This window comes from Propionicimonas sp. T2.31MG-18 (assembly GCF_964266745.1).
Taxonomy (GTDB): Bacteria; Actinomycetota; Actinomycetes; order Propionibacteriales; family Propionibacteriaceae; genus Propionicimonas.
The window spans coordinates 114,105-129,738 of record NZ_CAXWGX010000001.1 but is presented as its reverse complement, the minus strand read 5'-3'; the positions used below and the strand labels follow the sequence as shown (position 1 = coordinate 129,738).

Annotated in this window: 15 protein-coding genes; 8 read left to right on the top strand and 7 right to left on the bottom strand. The window is 70.6% G+C overall.

The annotated features are described in order from the left end of the window. Positions 1-3: 3 nt before the first annotated feature. Together cysK and ACFQQJ_RS00550 are read right to left on the bottom strand one after the other, a co-directional pair. Entirely contained in the window at positions 4-936 is a 933-nt protein-coding gene (gene cysK, locus ACFQQJ_RS00555; RefSeq protein WP_377103111.1) for a cysteine synthase A, read from the bottom strand. A 47-nt stretch (positions 937-983) separates the two neighbouring features. Beyond that, positions 984-2,267 (bottom strand): O-acetylhomoserine aminocarboxypropyltransferase/cysteine synthase family protein, encoded by a 1,284-nt coding sequence (locus tag ACFQQJ_RS00550; RefSeq protein WP_377103110.1) that lies wholly within the window; start codon positions 2,265-2,267, stop codon positions 984-986. 294 nt (positions 2,268-2,561) lie between these two features. Between ACFQQJ_RS00550 and guaA the strand changes: the two genes are divergently transcribed. Continuing rightward, on the top strand, positions 2,562-4,115 hold the full coding sequence (gene guaA / locus ACFQQJ_RS00545; RefSeq protein WP_377103109.1) for a glutamine-hydrolyzing GMP synthase: 1,554 nt from the start codon (positions 2,562-2,564) through the stop codon (positions 4,113-4,115). Positions 4,116-4,187: 72 nt separating this feature from the next. On the opposite strand, the gene ACFQQJ_RS00540 is transcribed toward guaA, so the two are convergent. The 3 genes from ACFQQJ_RS00540 to ACFQQJ_RS00530 are packed head-to-tail and all read right to left on the bottom strand — an operon-like array spanning position 4,188 to position 5,864. Then, a complete protein-coding gene (locus ACFQQJ_RS00540) occupies positions 4,188-4,457 on the bottom strand; it encodes a PspC domain-containing protein (protein ID WP_377103108.1) in 270 nt (89 codons plus the stop codon). A 37-nt stretch (positions 4,458-4,494) separates the two neighbouring features. Next, positions 4,495-4,668, bottom strand: coding sequence for a hypothetical protein (locus ACFQQJ_RS00535; protein WP_377103107.1), 174 nt, complete (start codon positions 4,666-4,668; stop codon positions 4,495-4,497). Further along, positions 4,665-5,864: a PspC domain-containing protein gene (locus ACFQQJ_RS00530; RefSeq protein WP_377103106.1), complete on the bottom strand. Its 1,200-nt coding sequence runs from the start codon at positions 5,862-5,864 to the stop codon at positions 4,665-4,667. The genes ACFQQJ_RS00535 and ACFQQJ_RS00530 overlap by 4 nt, the downstream gene beginning before the upstream one ends. 269 nt (positions 5,865-6,133) lie before the next feature. Here ACFQQJ_RS00530 and ACFQQJ_RS00525 point away from each other — a divergent pair, with 269 nt between their 5' ends. The 6 genes from ACFQQJ_RS00525 to ACFQQJ_RS00500 all read left to right on the top strand — a co-directional run bounded on the left by ACFQQJ_RS00525 (position 6,134) and on the right by ACFQQJ_RS00500 (position 12,536). After that, the gene (locus ACFQQJ_RS00525) at positions 6,134-7,432 is read left to right on the top strand and encodes an ABC transporter substrate-binding protein (protein ID WP_377103105.1); all 1,299 of its coding nucleotides are present in this window, start codon (positions 6,134-6,136) and stop codon (positions 7,430-7,432) included. Positions 7,433-7,517: 85 nt separating this feature from the next. Continuing rightward, entirely contained in the window at positions 7,518-8,453 is a 936-nt protein-coding gene (locus tag ACFQQJ_RS00520; RefSeq protein WP_377103104.1) for a carbohydrate ABC transporter permease, read from the top strand. After that, a complete protein-coding gene (locus tag ACFQQJ_RS00515; protein ID WP_377103103.1) occupies positions 8,450-9,358 on the top strand; it encodes a carbohydrate ABC transporter permease in 909 nt (302 codons plus the stop codon). Before ACFQQJ_RS00520 ends, ACFQQJ_RS00515 begins: the two co-directional genes overlap by 4 nt. Positions 9,359-9,547: 189 nt before the next feature. Further along, positions 9,548-10,555, top strand: coding sequence for a LacI family DNA-binding transcriptional regulator (locus ACFQQJ_RS00510; RefSeq protein ID WP_377103922.1), 1,008 nt, complete (start codon positions 9,548-9,550; stop codon positions 10,553-10,555). Then, positions 10,552-11,868: a PspC domain-containing protein gene (locus ACFQQJ_RS00505; protein ID WP_377103102.1), complete on the top strand. Its 1,317-nt coding sequence runs from the start codon at positions 10,552-10,554 to the stop codon at positions 11,866-11,868. Before ACFQQJ_RS00510 ends, ACFQQJ_RS00505 begins: the two co-directional genes overlap by 4 nt. Further along, entirely contained in the window at positions 11,865-12,536 is a 672-nt protein-coding gene (locus ACFQQJ_RS00500) for a LuxR C-terminal-related transcriptional regulator (RefSeq protein WP_377103101.1), read from the top strand. The genes ACFQQJ_RS00505 and ACFQQJ_RS00500 overlap by 4 nt, the downstream gene beginning before the upstream one ends. Before the next feature lie 70 nt (positions 12,537-12,606). On the opposite strand, the gene ACFQQJ_RS00495 is transcribed toward ACFQQJ_RS00500, so the two are convergent. After that, complete coding sequence (locus ACFQQJ_RS00495; protein ID WP_377103100.1) at positions 12,607-12,858, bottom strand: GlsB/YeaQ/YmgE family stress response membrane protein; 252 nt, start codon at positions 12,856-12,858, stop codon at positions 12,607-12,609. 66 nt (positions 12,859-12,924) lie between these two features. Next, entirely contained in the window at positions 12,925-13,176 is a 252-nt protein-coding gene (locus tag ACFQQJ_RS00490; protein ID WP_377103099.1) for a GlsB/YeaQ/YmgE family stress response membrane protein, read from the bottom strand. 57 nt (positions 13,177-13,233) lie between these two features. Here ACFQQJ_RS00490 and pcrA point away from each other — a divergent pair, with 57 nt between their 5' ends. Further along, entirely contained in the window at positions 13,234-15,633 is a 2,400-nt protein-coding gene (pcrA, locus tag ACFQQJ_RS00485; RefSeq protein ID WP_377103098.1) for a DNA helicase PcrA, read from the top strand. Position 15,634 lies beyond the last annotated feature (1 nt).

Genomic DNA, 15,634 nt, shown 5'->3' with positions numbered 1-15,634 from the left:
GCACTAGTCCAGTAGATCCGCGTACAGCACGGTGGACAAGTACCTCTCTCCGAAGGATGGGACGACGACCACGATGGTCTTGCCCGCGTTCTCCTCCCTGGCGGCGAGTTCGCCGGCCGCGGCGAGCGCAGCGCCGGAGGAGATGCCGACCAGCAGGCCCTCCTCACGGGCGGCCCGGCGGGCCCACTCCACCGCGGTCTCGCTGGACTGCGGCAGCACCTCGTCGATCACCGACCGGTCGAGGATGTCGGGCACGAAGTTCGCCCCGATGCCCTGGATCTTGTGCGGGCCGGGCTGGCCGCCGGACAGCAGCGGGGACTCGGCCGGCTCGACGGCGACGATCCGGACCTCCGGCTTGCGCTCCTTCAGCACCTGGCCCACACCGGTGATCGTGCCGCCGGTGCCGACGCCGGCCACCACGTAGTCGACGGTGCCGTCGGTGTCGGCCCAGATCTCCTCTGCCGTGGTGCGCCGGTGGATGTCTGGGTTGGCCGGGTTGGCGAACTGGCGGGCCAGCACCGCTCCGGGGGTCTCTGCCGCGATCTGCTCCGCGCGGGCGACCGCGCCCTTCATGCCCTCCGGGCCCGGGGTGAGCACCAGCTCGGCGCCGAAGGCCCGCAGCAGCGCCCGCCGCTCCTTCGACATCGTCTCGGGCATCGTCAGGATGACCTTGTAGCCGCGCGCCGCGCCCACGAACGCGAGCGCGATCCCGGTGTTGCCCGAGGTGCCCTCCACGATCGTGCCGCCCGGCTGGAGCTCACCGGACGCCTCGGCGGCGTCGATGATCGCCACGCCGATGCGGTCCTTCACCGAGTTCGCGGGGTTGTAGAACTCCAGCTTCGCCAGCACCAGCGCGGTGCTGTCGCCGTAGAGCCGGTTGATCTTCACCAGCGGGGTGCGCCCGATGAGCCGGGTCGCGTCCTCGAAGTACGCCATGGTCGTTAGTCCGCCTTTTCCTTTGTCGTGTCGTCGGTTGTTGTCGGTCAGATCCGGGCCAGCGCCTGGTCGAGGTCGGCGATCAGGTCGTCGACGTGCTCGATGCCGAGGCTGAGGCGCACCATCTCCGGGGCCACGCCGGCCGCGACCAGTTCGTCCTCGGTCAGCTGGGAGTGGGTCGTCGTCGCGTTGTGGATCGCGAGCGACTTCGCGTCCCCGATGTTCGCCAGGTGCGAGAACAGCTCCAGCGACTCGATGAAGGTCGAGCCGGCCTCGCGTCCGGCCTTCAGCCCGAAGGCCAGGATGCCGCCGTAGCCGCGCCCGGTGAAGACCCGGTCGGCCACGGCCTTGTACGGGGAGGAGTCGAGGCCCGGGTAGTTCACCCAGGCCACCTTCTCGTGGCCCTCGAGGTAGGTCGCCACGGCGAGGGCGTTGGCCGAGTGGCGCTCGAGGCGGAGGTGGAGGGTCTCCAGCCCCTGGAGGAACAGCCAGGAGTTGAACGGGGAGACCGCCGCGCCGGTGTTGCGCAGCAGCACGGTGCGCGCCCGGATGATGTAGGCGGCCGGGCCGGCGGCGTCGGTCCACACCACGCCGTGGTAGGCCGGGTCGGGCGCGGTGAGGCCGGGGAAGCGGTCGGCGTGGGCGGCCCAGTCGAAGTTCCCCGAGTCGACGATGATGCCGCCGACCGACGTCCCGTGGCCGCCGATGTACTTGGTCGCGGAGTGGACGGCGACGTCGACGCCGTGCTCGAACACCTTCGCCAGGATCGGGGTGGTGACGGTGGCGTCCACGATGAACGGCAGTCCGAGGGCGTGCGCGGCCTCGCTCCAGGCGTCGAGGTCGATCACGTTGATGGCCGGGTTGCCGATCGTCTCGCCGAACACCAGGCGGGTCCGGTCGTCGACCGCGGCCGCGAGGTCCCCGGGCTTGTTCGGGTCGACGAAGCGCACGGTCACCCCGTACTGGGGCAGGGTATGGGCGAACAGCGCGTAGGTGCCGCCGTAGAGCGTCGACAGCGCGACGATGTTGTCGCCGGCGTAGGTCAGGTTCAGCACCGCGTAGGTGATGGCCGCGGCGCCGGAGGCGGTGGCCAGGGCTCCGACGCCCCCCTCGAGCGCGGTGAGCCGGGTCTCGAACACGCTCTGGGTCGGGTTCATGATCCGGGTGTAGATGTTGCCCGGCACCCGCAGGGCGAACAGGTCGGCGGCGTGCTCGGTGTCGTCGAACACGTAGGAGGTGGTCTGGTAGATCGGCACCGCGCGGGCGTTGGTGGCCGGGTCGGCCTCCTCCTGTCCGGCGTGGACGCTCAGGGTGTCGGGATGGTAGGACATGTCGCTCCTGGTTGTGCTGCGTTTGCTGGACGGCCTTCGTGGCCGCCCGAGGGCATGGGTGAGGGGTCCCGCGTGGGGGATCCGATGGTGGTGTCGTCGGTGTTTCGGGCGCGGCTGGTCAGCGCATTCGACAACAGGCCATCGACGGCGCACAAGAGCAACACATGGTTGCGGGGCTCGTCGAGGTCATGGCTGGAGGGTAGCGGCGCGTCCGTTGAACGGTCAACCGTGTCTTGCCATCCGAGAGCGGGCAGGCGTCCGGCGCCCCGGTGCCGCGGCCCTAGACTTCCCGCCATGAGCGCAGATCACGATCTGGTGCTGGTCGTCGACTACGGCGCCCAGTACGCCCAACTCATCGCCCGGCGGGTCCGTGAGGCGAGGGTCTACTCCGAGATCGTCCCGCACACGATGCCGGTCGCGGAGGTGCTGGCCCGCGGGCCGAAGGCGGTCATCCTCTCCGGCGGGCCCAGTTCGGTGTACGAGCCCGGTGCCCCGCAGCTGGACGCGTCCCTGCTCGCTGCCGGGGTGCCGGTCTTCGGCATCTGCTACGGCTTCATGGCGATGGCCCAGGCGCTCGGCGGGACCGTCGCCCGTACCGGCCAGCGCGAGTACGGTCGCACCCGCGTCGAGGTGCTCGCCCCGGGACGACTGCTGGAGGGCCTGCCGTCCGAGCTCACCTCCTGGATGTCCCACGGCGACGAGGTCACCGCCGCCCCGGCCGGCTTCACCGTCACCGCCCGGTCGCCGCGCGCGACCGTCGCTGCCTTCGAGGACACGGACCGCCGCCTTGCGGGCGTCCAGTGGCACCCGGAGGTGCTCCACTCCGAGCACGGCCAGCGCGTCCTGGAGCACTTCCTGTACGACCTCGCCGGCTGCCGTCCCACGTGGACGTCGGCCAACATCGCCGACGAGCAGGTCGCCCGCGTCCGGGCCGAGGTCGGGGATGCGCGCGTGCTCTGCGCCCTGTCCGGCGGCGTCGACTCCGCGGTGGCGGCGGCGATCGTCCAGCGGGCGATCGGCGACCAGCTCACGTGCGTGTTCGTCGACCACGGCCTGCTGCGCGAGGGCGAGGCCGAGCGCGTGGAGCAGGACTTCGTCGCCTCCACCGGGGTGCACCTCGTCGTCGCGAACGAGCAGGAGCGGTTCCTGGGCGCGCTCGCGGGGGTGAGCGACCCGGAGGCCAAGCGCAAGATCATCGGACGGGAGTTCATCCGGACCTTCGAGGACGCGGCGCGCCGGGTCAACGCCGAGGGGCCGATCGACTACCTCGTGCAGGGCACCCTCTACCCCGACGTGGTCGAGTCCGGGGGTGGAGAGGGCGCGGCCAACATCAAGAGTCACCACAACGTGGGCGGCCTTCCCGACGACCTCCAGTTCCGGCTCATCGAGCCGCTGCGCACCCTGTTCAAGGACGAGGTGCGCGAGGTCGGTCGCCAACTGGGCCTCCCCGAGCACATCGTGGGCCGGCACCCGTTCCCCGGGCCCGGCCTGGGCATCCGCATCGTGGGGGCCGTGGACGCGGAGCGGCTGCGCATCCTGCGGGCCGCCGACGCGATCGTGCGGGCCGAGACCACCGCCGCCGGGCTCGACGGCGCGATCTGGCAGTTCCCCGTGGTGCTGCTGGCCGACGTCCGCTCCGTCGGCGTCCAGGGCGACGGGCGCACCTACGGGCACCCGATCGTGCTGCGGCCGGTCTCCAGCGAGGACGCGATGACCGCCGACTGGAGCCGCCTGCCCTACGACCTGCTCGAGCGGATCAGCACCCGCATCACGAACGAGGTCCCGGAGGTCAACCGGGTGGTGCTGGACGTCACCAGCAAGCCCCCGGGCACCATCGAGTGGGAGTAGGGCGCGCCCTGACAGCACACGAGCGGTGAGGGACGGTGGTGTCACCGCCCTCACCGCTCGTGCTGGTGTGGGTCAGCGGAAGTCGCTGTTCCCGCTGTTGGTGTTGCCGGAGTTGCCGCCGAACATCTTCTTCAGCTCGTCGAAGCCGGTCGGGCCGCCCTCCTCCAGGGGCAGGACGAGCCAAAGGGCGACGTAGATCGCGATCACGACGCCGAAGAACAGCGACAGCACGACCGTGAGGATCCGGACCAGGCCGGAGTCGATGCCCAGGGAGCGGGCCACACCGCCGCAGACGCCGGCGATGAACTTGTCGCTCGAGGAGCGGGTGAGGGGTTGCTTCATGGTGGTTGTTTCCTTTCGTGAAATCTCTTGTGGGTGATCAGTGGGGCCGTCGGGAGAGGACGAGGATGCCGATCCCCGCGACGACCATCACGACGGGGGCGAGCATTCCGGCCAGCTGCCAGTCGACCCGTCCGTAGGCGGACCACAGGCCGAGGCCCGCGAGGACGAGGGCCAGCAGCCCGAAGGCGAAGGCGGCGCGGTCGCGGCTCATCGCGTCACGTCCAGTTCGCCGAGGTCGACGGTTGCCCTGACGTGCAGCACGGGGGCGTCAGGGTCTGCCGCCGCGTAGGTGGTGGCCCCGGAAAGGTCGAGCCCGTCACGGCTCTCGGTCCGCGTCCCGTCCGTGGTGTGCGCCTCGCCGGCCTTGACCGTCCAGTCGACGACCACCGTGACATCACTGGGCACCTGGAGGGTGAGTTGCCCTGCGCCGACGTGGACGTCGAGCGACTGGTCCCCGGCCAGCGCGAGGCCGGTCAGGTCGACGGTCAGGTCGCCGGCCGTGAGGTCGAGCTGCCGCGGCATCTGGGCACCCGAGGCGAACCGGTGCACCTGCTCGCCGACCGACGGCGGCTGCAGCCCGTGGGAGGCGACCAGCAGGTTCGCGGTGGCCACGGCCGCGACGATCGTGGCCGGCAGCAGGAGGGGCGGGCGACCCGGGCGGGTGGACGCGAGCAGGGTGAGCCCCAGGCCCGCCAGGACGGCGGAGGCGTAGGCGAGAGGGGTGGCGGGGAACCCGGCGAGCCCGAGGAGGGTGACCGCCAGCACCGCACTCCCGACCAGGACCAGCGCGAGCCACCACAGCCGCCAGCTGCGTCGCGTCCGCCGGACGGGCACCTGCGCAGGGAGGTCGTCGTCGCGGACGGCGAGATCGGAGGCCGGGTCGGTGTACGGCTGCTCCCACCGCTGCGTCTCCGGCGCGGCGAGCGCCGTCGACTCGTACCCCGGCGTCTGCTGCTCGACGAGCCGCACGCGCCAGTTCTCCGCCGCGCGCTCGAAGGGAGTGGGCTCGGGCGGGGGAGTGGGGACCCGCGAGCCGCGTCCGCGGAACCCGAAGAACCAGACGAGGAAGATCACCACGGCAGGGCCGAGGCCGATGCCGTTGAAGCCGCCGATCGCGAGCACCACGACCGCCGTCGCGATGGTGGCGGCGACCACCGCGCCGGTCGACCAGTTCCGGGTGAACGGGAGGATCCGCCGCACCGGCATCTCCGCCTGCCCGTCGCGCGGCATCAGCAGCAGGCCGGAGCCGTACGCGACGAGGCCGAGCCCGCCGAACACGCTCAGCACGACCAGCGCGATGCGCAGGAGGTTGGGGTCGAGTTGCCAGCGGCGGGCGAGGCCCGCGCACACGCCGCCCAGCATCGCGCCGTCACGGGGACGGCTGATCACGGGCAGGTTCTCTGGCACGTCTCCATTCAACGCACCGGGGGTCGCGCCGACCATGGGGGATGACCCTGAAGCCTCCCCGCATCCTCGCCCGGGGTTGTGGGTGACATGGTGACCGCGTGCACGAAACGTTCTGTTTGATAACGATCCGGAAACGTCGCTTGACGGTGAGAGCGTTTGCAGTATTGACTTGCGGAGATCCCTCAGAGCGCTCTCATTTCTTTCCGGGCGTGGGGGTCCCAGTTGATGGCATTACCGCGGGTCCATCCCGCCGCAGACGAAGGAGTCCAATGCGCTCATCCCTGATTCGGGGGGCCGCCACGGCTGCAGGTCTCGCCCTGTTGCTCGCCGGTTGCACCTCCGCCGCCCCCGCCCCGTCGGCCACGTCGGCGGCGCCGAGTGACCAGAAGGTCACCCTGACCGTCGCGACGTTCAACGAGTTCGGCTACGACGACCTGTTCGCCGAGTACACCGCTTCCCACCCGAACGTGACGATCGTCCCGAAGAAGGCCGCGACCTCGAACGAGGCCCGTGAGAACTACTTCAGCAAGCTCGCGGCGGGCTCGGGCCTGAGCGACATCGAGGCCATCGAGGTCGACTGGATGCCGGACGTCATGCAGACCGCCGACAAGCTGATGGACCTCAGCGGTGACGACGTGGCCGGGCGTTGGCTGGACTGGAAGACGAAGGCCGCGACCACCACCGACGGCAAGCTCGTCGCCTTCGGCACCGACATCGGCCCCGAGGCCGTGTGCTACCGCTCCGACCTGTTCAAGAAGGCCGGCCTGCCGACCGACCGTGAAGAGGTCGCCAAGGCCCTGGGCACCACGTGGGACGACTACTTCAACCTGGGCAAGCAGTTCGTCGCCAAGTCCGGCGGCGTGGCCTGGTTCGACTCGGCCGATGCGATCATGCAGGGCCAGATCAACCAGCTGCCGAACGCCTTCTCCTCCTCCGACACCGAAGAGGTCCTGATCCCGCTCGGCGAGAACCAGCCGGTCAAGGACATGTACACCTCGATCCTGAAGGCGTCGGTCGATGACAAGCTGTCCGCGAACCTGCAGCAGTGGCAGCCGGACTGGGTGAACGCCTTCCAGAAGGGCAAGTTCGCCACCATGCTGTGCCCGGGCTGGATGCTCGGCGTGATCGAGGGCAACGCCAAGGGCGTCGAGGGCTGGGACATCGCCAACACCTTCCCCGGTGGTGGCGGCAACTGGGGTGGCTCCTACCTGACCGTCCCGGCGCAGGGTGCGAACCAGGCTGCGGCTCGTGAGCTGGCTGCGTGGCTGACCGCTCCGGAGCAGCAGATCAAGGCGTTCAAGGCCAAGGGCACCTTCCCGAGCCAGGTCGAGGCGCTGAGCAGCCCTGACCTGCTGGGTGTGAAGAACGCCTTCTTCAACGACGCGCCGACCGGGCAGATCCTGGCCGACCGCGCCAAGGCCGTCACCGTGGTGCCGTTCAAGGGCCCGCAGTACTTCGCGGTTCGTCAGGTCGTCTCCGACGCCATCAACCGGGTCGACGTGACCAAGAAGCAGTCCGCGACCGACTCGTGGGCGCAGGCCATCAAGGAGTTCGAAGCCCTCGGCTGACCGGTCGAGCACCAACTCCGACGGTGGGGTGGGGTGCACCTGTGCACCCCACCCCACCGCCTGACCCCCGCGAAAGGTGTCAACGATGACCTGGCGTCAACGACTCGGCCGATGGGACGTCAAGAGCGCTCCCTACCTCTACATCGCACCGTTCTTCATCCTGTTCGCCCTCGTGGGCATGTTCCCGCTGCTGTACACCGGCTGGGTCGCCCTCAACAAGTGGAGCCTGATCACCGGGAACCAGGGTTTCATCGGGTTCGGCAACTTCCAGTACGTGCTGGCCCAGCCGCGGTTCTGGGACGCGGTGGTGAACACCTTCAGCATCTTCCTGCTCTCCTCGGTCCCCCAGATGATCCTGGCGATCGGGATCGCGAGCGTGCTCGACGCCAACCTTCGTGCCAAGACCTTCTGGCGCATGGGCGTCCTGGTCCCCTACGTCGTGGCCCCGGTCGCGGTGTCGCTGGTGTTCGGCCAGCTGTTCGCCGACGAGTCCGGCGTGATCAACGCCCTGCTGACCAACATCGGGCTGGACCCGATCGGCTGGCATTCGGACCGGCTGTGGTCGCACGTGGCGATCGCCACGATGGTGAACTTCCGCTGGACCGGCTACAACACCCTGATCTTCCTCGCCGCCATGCAGGCGATCCCGCGCGACGTGATCGAGGCGGCCGTCGTCGACGGCGCCAGCCGGTGGCAGACCTTCATCAACGTGACCGTGCCGATGCTGCGCCCCACGATCATCTTCGTGGTGATCACCTCCACGATCGGCGGCCTGCAGATCTTCGACGAGCCTCGGATGTACGACAACTTCGGCCTCGGCGGACCCGACCGCGAGTGGATGACGGTCACCATGTACCTCTACGAGCTGGGCTGGAACAGCCAGCGCAACCTCGGCCGTTCGGCAGCGGTGGCCTGGCTGCTGTTCCTCATCATCGTCGCGTTCGCCCTCATCAACTACGCGATCACGCGCCGGATCTCCAGCGGTGACGTCCGCCCGATGCGAAAGGCGCTGGTGAAATGACCTCCGTCGCCACCACCCACCAGCTGGCCGGCAAGGGTGCCGCCCGCGCCGCGGCGCGTCGTCGCGACCGGATGGAGGGCGGCCTGCGCCGTCCCGGCTGGGTCACCTACACGTTGCTCTCGCTGGTCGTGCTGATCTCCGCGTTGCCGTTGTACTACGCGTTCCTGCTGTCCACCTCGACGGCCGGCGACATCGCCCGTAACCCGATCCCGTCCCCGATCCCGCAGGGTCACTTCTTCGAGAACGTGAACCGCGTGCTGACCGCCGGCATCGGCTTCTGGCAGGCCATGGCCAACAGCGTCATCGTCAGCGTGGTCACGGCGGTCGCGGTGGTGTTCTTCTCCACCCTGGCCGGCTACGCCTTCGCCAAGCTGAGGTTCCGCGGGCGCAACGGGCTGCTCGCCTTCGTCATCGGGACGATGGCCGTGCCCACCCAGCTCGGCATCATCCCGCTGTTCATCGTGATGTCGAAGCTCGGCTGGACCGGGAAGCTGATCGCGGTGATCGTGCCGGCGATGGTGACCGCGTTCGGCGTGTTCTGGATGACCCAGTACCTGTCCGAGGCGCTGCCGTACGAGCTGATCGAGGCCGCCCGCGTGGACGGCTGCTCGATGATCCGCACGTTCTGGCACGTCGCCCTCCCCGCGGCCCGCCCGGCGGCGGCGATGCTCGCCCTGTTCACCTTCGTGGGCAGCTGGACGAACTTCTTCTGGCCGTTCATCGTGCTGGGATCCTCCAACCCGACCCTGCCGGTGGCCCTCCAGCTGCTCCAGGCGTCCTACTTCAAGGACATGTCGCTGATCATGGCCGGTGTCGTCCTCGCCACCTTGCCGCTGCTGGCACTGTTCGCGGTGGCCGGACGCCACCTCGTCTCCGGCATCATGGCCGGCGCCGTCAAGGGGTGAGGGGACGGGCCGTCCGCCCGGGCAGGCGGCCCGGGGGCGGAGGTTCGAAAGGGCGCTCCGCCCGTGGGGGCGCTTCGGTATCCTTCGCTCGATGAGCAGCCCCACCGGCTGCCCGGGGCCAGTGCAGGCTGGTTTCAGTGAGGACCACGGGCCCGAGCGGTTCAGGTGAAGGAGGCATCGGTGAGCAGGATGCTGAAGGTGGGCCACGTGGCGCCGACCCTTGAGGACGTGGCGCGGGTGGCCGGGGTCTCGCGCGCCACCGTGTCCCGCGTGGTCAACGGTGGCGAGCTCGTGGCGGAGAAGACGTCGGAGACGGTGAACCGGGCGATCGCACAGCTCGGGTACCACCCCAATCGTGCGGCGAGGGCGCTGGTCACGCGGCGGACCGGGGCGATCGCGGTGATCGTGCCGGAGGCCGACGAGCGGGTGTTCACCGACCCCTTCTTCCCGCAGGCCTACCACGGTGCGCTGCAGGCGTTCACCGATTCCGACGTGCAGGTGGTGCTGGCCATGGCACAGCCCGGCGACAACGCGTCGCGGATGGTGCGCTACCTGGAGTCCGGCCACGTGGACGGCGCGATCATCGTGTCCCACCACGGCCCCGGCCTGGCCCGGGCGCTGGCCCGCACGAACCAGCCGGTGGTGTTCGTCGGCGACCCGGAGACGCCCGGTCTCAGCTACGTGGACGTCGACCAGGAGACCGCGGCCCGGACCGCGACCGAGTACCTGCTGGCCCGCGGCTCACGGCGGCTGGCGATGATCACCGGCCCGATGGACATGGCCGCCGCCCGGCAGCGTGCCCGCGGCTACGAGCTGGCCATGGGCGCGGCCGGGCTGGACTCCTCGCTGCGGGCCGGTGGGGACTTCTCGACCAACGGCGGCGCCCAGGCGGCCGAGCGGCTGCTCGCCCAAGGGCGCGACTTCGACGGCCTGTTCGTCGCCAACGACCTGATGGCCGTCGGCGCGATGCGGGTGCTGGCCGAGGCCGGACGGCGCGTCCCCGACGACGTCCGGGTGGTCGGCTTCGACAACTCCATCGCCGCCCTGCAGACCAACCCGGGCCTGACCACCATGACCAACCCCGCCTCCGACCTGGCGAGGATGGCCGGGGAGATGCTGATCGGACTGCTCGCCGGCCAGCGCCCGGACTCGCCGGTGATCCTGTCCAGCGAACTGGTGGTGCGCGGCTCGGCATGAGCGCAGGCGAAGACCGGCCCGGCCCGGTCCAGGTCCCTCCCGACGTGGCGGCAGCCGCGCCGGCGCTCCCGGCCGAGTCGTCCGTGCAGCCCCGGTCGACCCGTCCCCTCGGTGAGGCCTGGATCGGCGGGGTGTGCGCAGGACTGGCCGAGCACCTGGGCTGGTCGGTACTGGTGGTGCGGGTGATCTTCGTCGTCGCGGCGGCCCTGGGGCTCGCCGGCGTCGCTCTCTACCTCGCGTTGTGGCTGGTCATGCCCCAGCAGGCGGGCCAGCGGTCGGCGCCGGGCCTGGAGGCGGGGGCCCGCAAGGGCCTGCGTCCGGACGCCGCGGCCACGCTGACCCCGGTGGACTACGGGGTGGCCAGTGCCCTGGTGCTGCTGGGTGGTGGCCTGTTCTGGCTGCTCCAGTCGTCGGCCTGGGCGCTCCCGCCCGCGCCGCTGCTGGCGGGCGCGCTGGCCGCGGCCGGGCTGGGCATGATCTGGTGGCAGGCCGACCGGGCGTCCACCCGCGAGCTGCGCCGCGGTTCGGGCTGGCGGCGGGTGATCGCCCCGCTCCTCGTCCACTGGACGACGGTCGTGGCGGTGGTCGTCGGGCTCGCCGCACTGGCCGCAGCGGTGACGGTGGTGGTGACGACGGTGGACGGGATCGGCGAGGTCCCGCGCATGCTGCTGCTCCTCGCGCTGGCGGTCGCCGCGCTCGCGCTGGCGGCGCTGCCGTGGTTCCTCCGCGTGCGCCGGGCGCTGGCCAGGGCGAGGGACGACGCGCTGGTGGCCGACGCGCGGGCCGACATGGCGGCCCACCTGCACGACTCGGTGCTCCAGACGCTGGCCCTGATCCAGCGGCAGGCGTCCGACCCGAAGGCGGTGACGGCCCTGGCGCGGCGCCAGGAGCGCGAGCTGCGCCAGTGGCTGTACGGGGAGAGCCTCGGCTCGGCGACGCTCGCCGAGGCGCTGTCCGGCGAGATCATCGACGTGGAGGACCGGCACGGCGTGGACGTCGAACTCGTCAGCGTCGGCGACTGCGAGCTGACGCCGGAGGTGACCGCCCTGGTCCGCGCGGCGCGCGAGGCGATGGTGAACGCGGCCAAGCACTCCGGCGCCGACCGGATCGACGTGTACGCGGAGGTCGATCCCGAGCTGGTGTCGGTGTACGTGCGTGACCGCGGCAACGGGTTCGACCTCGCCGCGGTGGAGGAGGACCGGATGGGCGTGCGCGGCTCGATCGTCGAGCGGGTGAAGCGCGCGGGCGGACGGGCGATAATCAGGACGGCGCCCGGCGAGGGCACCGAGGTGAGACTGGAGTTGCCACGATGAGCGAGACCGAGACCGAGCGACCCACCCCCGCGGCCTGGCGGGTGGTGGTGGTGGACGACCACGCGATGTTCCGCAGCGGGGTGAAGCACGACATCGGCGGACGGGTGCAGCTGGTCGGCGAGGGTGAGGACGTGCCCACGGCCGTGGCGGCGATCCTCGCCGCCGTCCCCGACGTGGTGCTCCTCGACGTCCATCTCCCCGGCGGCGGCGGGATGGAGGTCATCAAGCAGGTCGGCGCGCTCGAGCCGGGCGTGAAGTTCCTCGCGCTGTCGGTGTCGGACGCTGCCGAGGACGTCATCGGCGTGATCCGCGCGGGCGCCCGCGGCTACGTGACCAAGTCGATCTCGGCGGACGAGCTCGTCGAGGCCATCGGCAGGGTGGCGACCGGGGACGCCGTCTTCTCCCCGCGCCTGGCGGGATTCGTGCTCGACGCGTTCTCCGGCGCGATCGACGTGGCGAGCATCGACGAGGACCTGGACCGGCTCAGCGTTCGCGAGCGCGAGGTGCTGCGGCTGATCGCGCGCGGCTACGCCTACAAGGAGGTGGCCCGGGAGCTGTTCATCTCGATCAAGACCGTCGAGACCCATGTCAGCAGCGTCCTGCGCAAGCTCCAGCTGTCGAACCGCCACCAGCTCACCCGGTGGGCCACCGACCGCAAGCTCGTCTAGTCGTCCTGCCGCGCCGCGGGCAGCAGGAAGGGACGGCCCCGGCGCGCCGGAACCGTCCCCTCCTCTCGCGCTACTTCCGCCTGGTGATCAGGGAGTAGACCCACAGGACGAGGACCGAGCCGCCGATGGCCAGCAGCCAGGACCACAGCGAGAAGAAGCCGGTGACGCCGCGGTCGAAGAGTGCGCTCCCGATCCAGCCGCCGACGACACCACCGATGAGACCGGTGACCAGGCTGGACAGCCAGCCGCCCCGTTCCTTCATGATCGACTTGGCGATGGCGCCCGCGATCAGGCCCATCAGAATCCATGCAATGAAACCCATGGGGACACCGTAGGGGCCGCCTGGTGCCGGTCCCATCGGGTGGCACCCTGAATCGTCCCGAGGTGGTCAGCGGCGCGCGATGACCCGGCCGTAGATCCACAGCACGATGACCGAGCCGAGCACGGCGAGGGCCCACGAGCTGAGGGAGAAGAAGGGCAGGTCGCCGCTCCCGCTGAGCACCAGCCCGATGCCGCCGCCGACCATGGTGCCCGCGAGCGCGAGCAGCGTGGTGGCGAGCCAGCCGCCCTCGACGCCCATGATCGACTTCGCGATGACCGCCGCGATCAGCCCGAGGATCAGCAACGGGAGGAAGGTCATGCCGCCACCCTAGCCATGGCGATCAAGGTCGGTGGCAGCGCTTAGGCTTGTGCAGCCATGACTGACACCCTGTTCCCCGACCTCTTCGCCGCCCCCGGGCCGGCCACTCCCGACGACGCCGCACCGGCGCCCCGGCGCGCGCGGCTGTCGGAGGAGGAACTGCTGGCCGACCTGAACCCGCCGCAGCGCGCGGCGGTCGTCCACGCCGGGAGCCCCGTGCTGGTCGTGGCAGGCGCGGGGTCGGGCAAGACCAGGGTGCTGACCCGCCGGATCGCCCACCTGGTGAGCCAGCGCTCCGTGCACCCGGGGTCGATCCTGGCGATCACGTTCACCAACAAGGCCGCGGCGGAGATGCGGCACCGCGTGGTGGAGCTGGTGGGCAACCGGGCGAAGTTGATGTGGGTCTCGACGTTCCACTCGGCCTGCGTGCGGATCCTGCGCAGCGACGTCTCGCGCTTCGGGCTGAGCCGGACGTTCTCGATCTACGATGACACCGACGCTAAGAGGCTGATGACACTGGTGCTCCGCGATCTCGACCTCGACCCGAAGCGCTACCCCGTCCGCGCGGTGCTCAACTGGGTGTCCACCTGCAAGAACGAGCTCGTCGACCACGAGTCGGCGCGCAGCCGGGCGGCCGAGGGCAGCACGGAGGAGACCTACGCCGAGGCGTACGCGGAATACCAGCGGCGGCTGAAGGCGGCCAACGCGCTCGACTTCGACGACCTGATCATGACCACCGTGCACCTGCTGCAGGCCTTCCCCGACCTCCGCGAGCAGTACCGCCGCCGTTTCCGTCACGTGCTGGTGGACGAGTACCAGGACACCAACCACGCCCAGTACGCCCTGGTGAGGGAGCTCTGCGGCACGCACCCGACCGCGGCCGGCGACGGGGACGGGCCGGAGGTCGAGCCGCCGGAACTGATGGTCGTGGGCGACTCCGACCAGTCCATCTACGCCTTCCGCGGGGCGACGATCCGCAACATCCTCGACTTCGAGTCGGACTTCCCGGGCGCCCGCACGATCGTCCTCGAGCAGAACTACCGGTCCACCCAGAACATCCTGAACGCCGCGAACGCGGTGATCACCCGTAACCCGAACCGCCCGGAGAAGCGGCTGTGGTCGGACTCGGGCGACGGCGAGCTGCTGGTCGGCTATGTCGCCGACACCGAGCACGACGAGGCGCAGTTCGTTGCGGACGAGATCGACCGGCTCACCGACGCCGGCACCAGCCGCCCGGGCGAGGTGGCGGTGTTCTACCGGACGAACGCGCAGTCGCGGGCGTTCGAGGAGGTCTTCATCCGGGTCGGCCTGCCGTACCGCGTGGTCGGTGGCGTGCGGTTCTACGAGCGCAGGGAGATCCGGGACGCGATCGCCTACCTCCGCGCGATCGCGAACCGTGACGACGACGTCTCCGTCCGCCGGGTGCTGAACGTGCCGAAGCGGGGGATCGGCGACCGTGCGGAGGCGATGATCGAGGCGTTCGCCGCGTCCGAGCAGCTCTCCTTCGGTGCGGCGCTCGACCGGGCCCGCGAGGCGAACGGCCTGGCCACCCGGTCGCTGAACCAGATCGAGGGGTTCGCGGCCCTGCTGGCCGGCTACAGGCAGAAGGTGGCCGACGGCGTGCCCGCGGACGAGATCCTCGCCGGCATCCTGAAGGACTCCGGCTACCTGGACGAGCTCAGCCACTCCACCGACCCGCAGGACGAGAGCCGGCTGGAGAACCTGGTCGAGCTCGTCAGCGTGGCCGGTGAGTTCGTGGCGGCCGCGCACGCCGTCGACCTGCCCGCGGACGAGAGCGAGCTGGCGGCCGGTGCCCCCGAGCCTGACGATTCGCTGCCCGCGTTCCTGGAGCGCATCGCCCTCGTGGCCGACTCCGACCAGATCCCCGACAACGACCCCGACGCGGCGGGCGTGGTCACGCTGATGACCCTGCACACCGCGAAGGGCCTGGAGTTCAACACCGTGTTCCTGACCGGCTTCGAGGACGGGATCTTCCCGCACCAGCGGGCGCTGGTCGACCGCAACGAGCTGGAGGAGGAGCGGCGGCTGGCCTACGTGGGCATCACCCGCGCGCGCCAGCGGCTCTACCTGACGCGGGCCACCGTCCGCTCGCAGTGGGGGGCGCCGCAGTACAACCCGGCCAGCCGGTTCACCGAGGAGATCCCCGCGCACCTGATCGACTGGCGACGCCTCGGCGTGGCACGGACCGGCTACGCCTCCAGCGCGGCGGCCAGGACGCAGCAGTCGTGGCGGTCGACGGTGGGTTTCGGAGCGCGGCCGGGGATCAAGACCGTCCCGTCCGTCGACGTGGGCGACCGGGTGCTCCACACCACCTTCGGGATGGGCACGGTCATCGCCACGTCCGGGGTCGGGGACGCGGCGAAGGCCGATGTGGACTTCGGGTCCTCAGGGGTGAAGCGGCTCTCGCTCAAGCACGCTCCGATGGAGAAGCTGTAGG

Bases quoted from the DNA above. Each gene is read 5' to 3' on its own strand.
- cysK (WP_377103111.1), bottom strand. From the start codon at position 936: ATGGCGTACTTCGAGGACGCGACCCGGCTCATCGGGCGCACCCCGCTG.
- ACFQQJ_RS00550 (WP_377103110.1), bottom strand. From the start codon at position 2,267: ATGTCCTACCATCCCGACACCCTGAGCGTCCACGCCGGACAGGAGGAG.
- guaA (WP_377103109.1), top strand. From the start codon at position 2,562: ATGAGCGCAGATCACGATCTGGTGCTGGTCGTCGACTACGGCGCCCAG.
- ACFQQJ_RS00540 (WP_377103108.1), bottom strand. From the start codon at position 4,457: ATGAAGCAACCCCTCACCCGCTCCTCGAGCGACAAGTTCATCGCCGGC.
- ACFQQJ_RS00535 (WP_377103107.1), bottom strand. From the start codon at position 4,668: ATGAGCCGCGACCGCGCCGCCTTCGCCTTCGGGCTGCTGGCCCTCGTC.
- ACFQQJ_RS00525 (WP_377103105.1), top strand. From the start codon at position 6,134: ATGCGCTCATCCCTGATTCGGGGGGCCGCCACGGCTGCAGGTCTCGCC.
- ACFQQJ_RS00520 (WP_377103104.1), top strand. From the start codon at position 7,518: ATGACCTGGCGTCAACGACTCGGCCGATGGGACGTCAAGAGCGCTCCC.
- ACFQQJ_RS00515 (WP_377103103.1), top strand. From the start codon at position 8,450: ATGACCTCCGTCGCCACCACCCACCAGCTGGCCGGCAAGGGTGCCGCC.
- ACFQQJ_RS00510 (WP_377103922.1), top strand. From the start codon at position 9,548: ATGCTGAAGGTGGGCCACGTGGCGCCGACCCTTGAGGACGTGGCGCGG.
- ACFQQJ_RS00505 (WP_377103102.1), top strand. From the start codon at position 10,552: ATGAGCGCAGGCGAAGACCGGCCCGGCCCGGTCCAGGTCCCTCCCGAC.
- ACFQQJ_RS00500 (WP_377103101.1), top strand. From the start codon at position 11,865: ATGAGCGAGACCGAGACCGAGCGACCCACCCCCGCGGCCTGGCGGGTG.
- ACFQQJ_RS00495 (WP_377103100.1), bottom strand. From the start codon at position 12,858: ATGGGTTTCATTGCATGGATTCTGATGGGCCTGATCGCGGGCGCCATC.
- ACFQQJ_RS00490 (WP_377103099.1), bottom strand. From the start codon at position 13,176: ATGACCTTCCTCCCGTTGCTGATCCTCGGGCTGATCGCGGCGGTCATC.
- pcrA (WP_377103098.1), top strand. From the start codon at position 13,234: ATGACTGACACCCTGTTCCCCGACCTCTTCGCCGCCCCCGGGCCGGCC.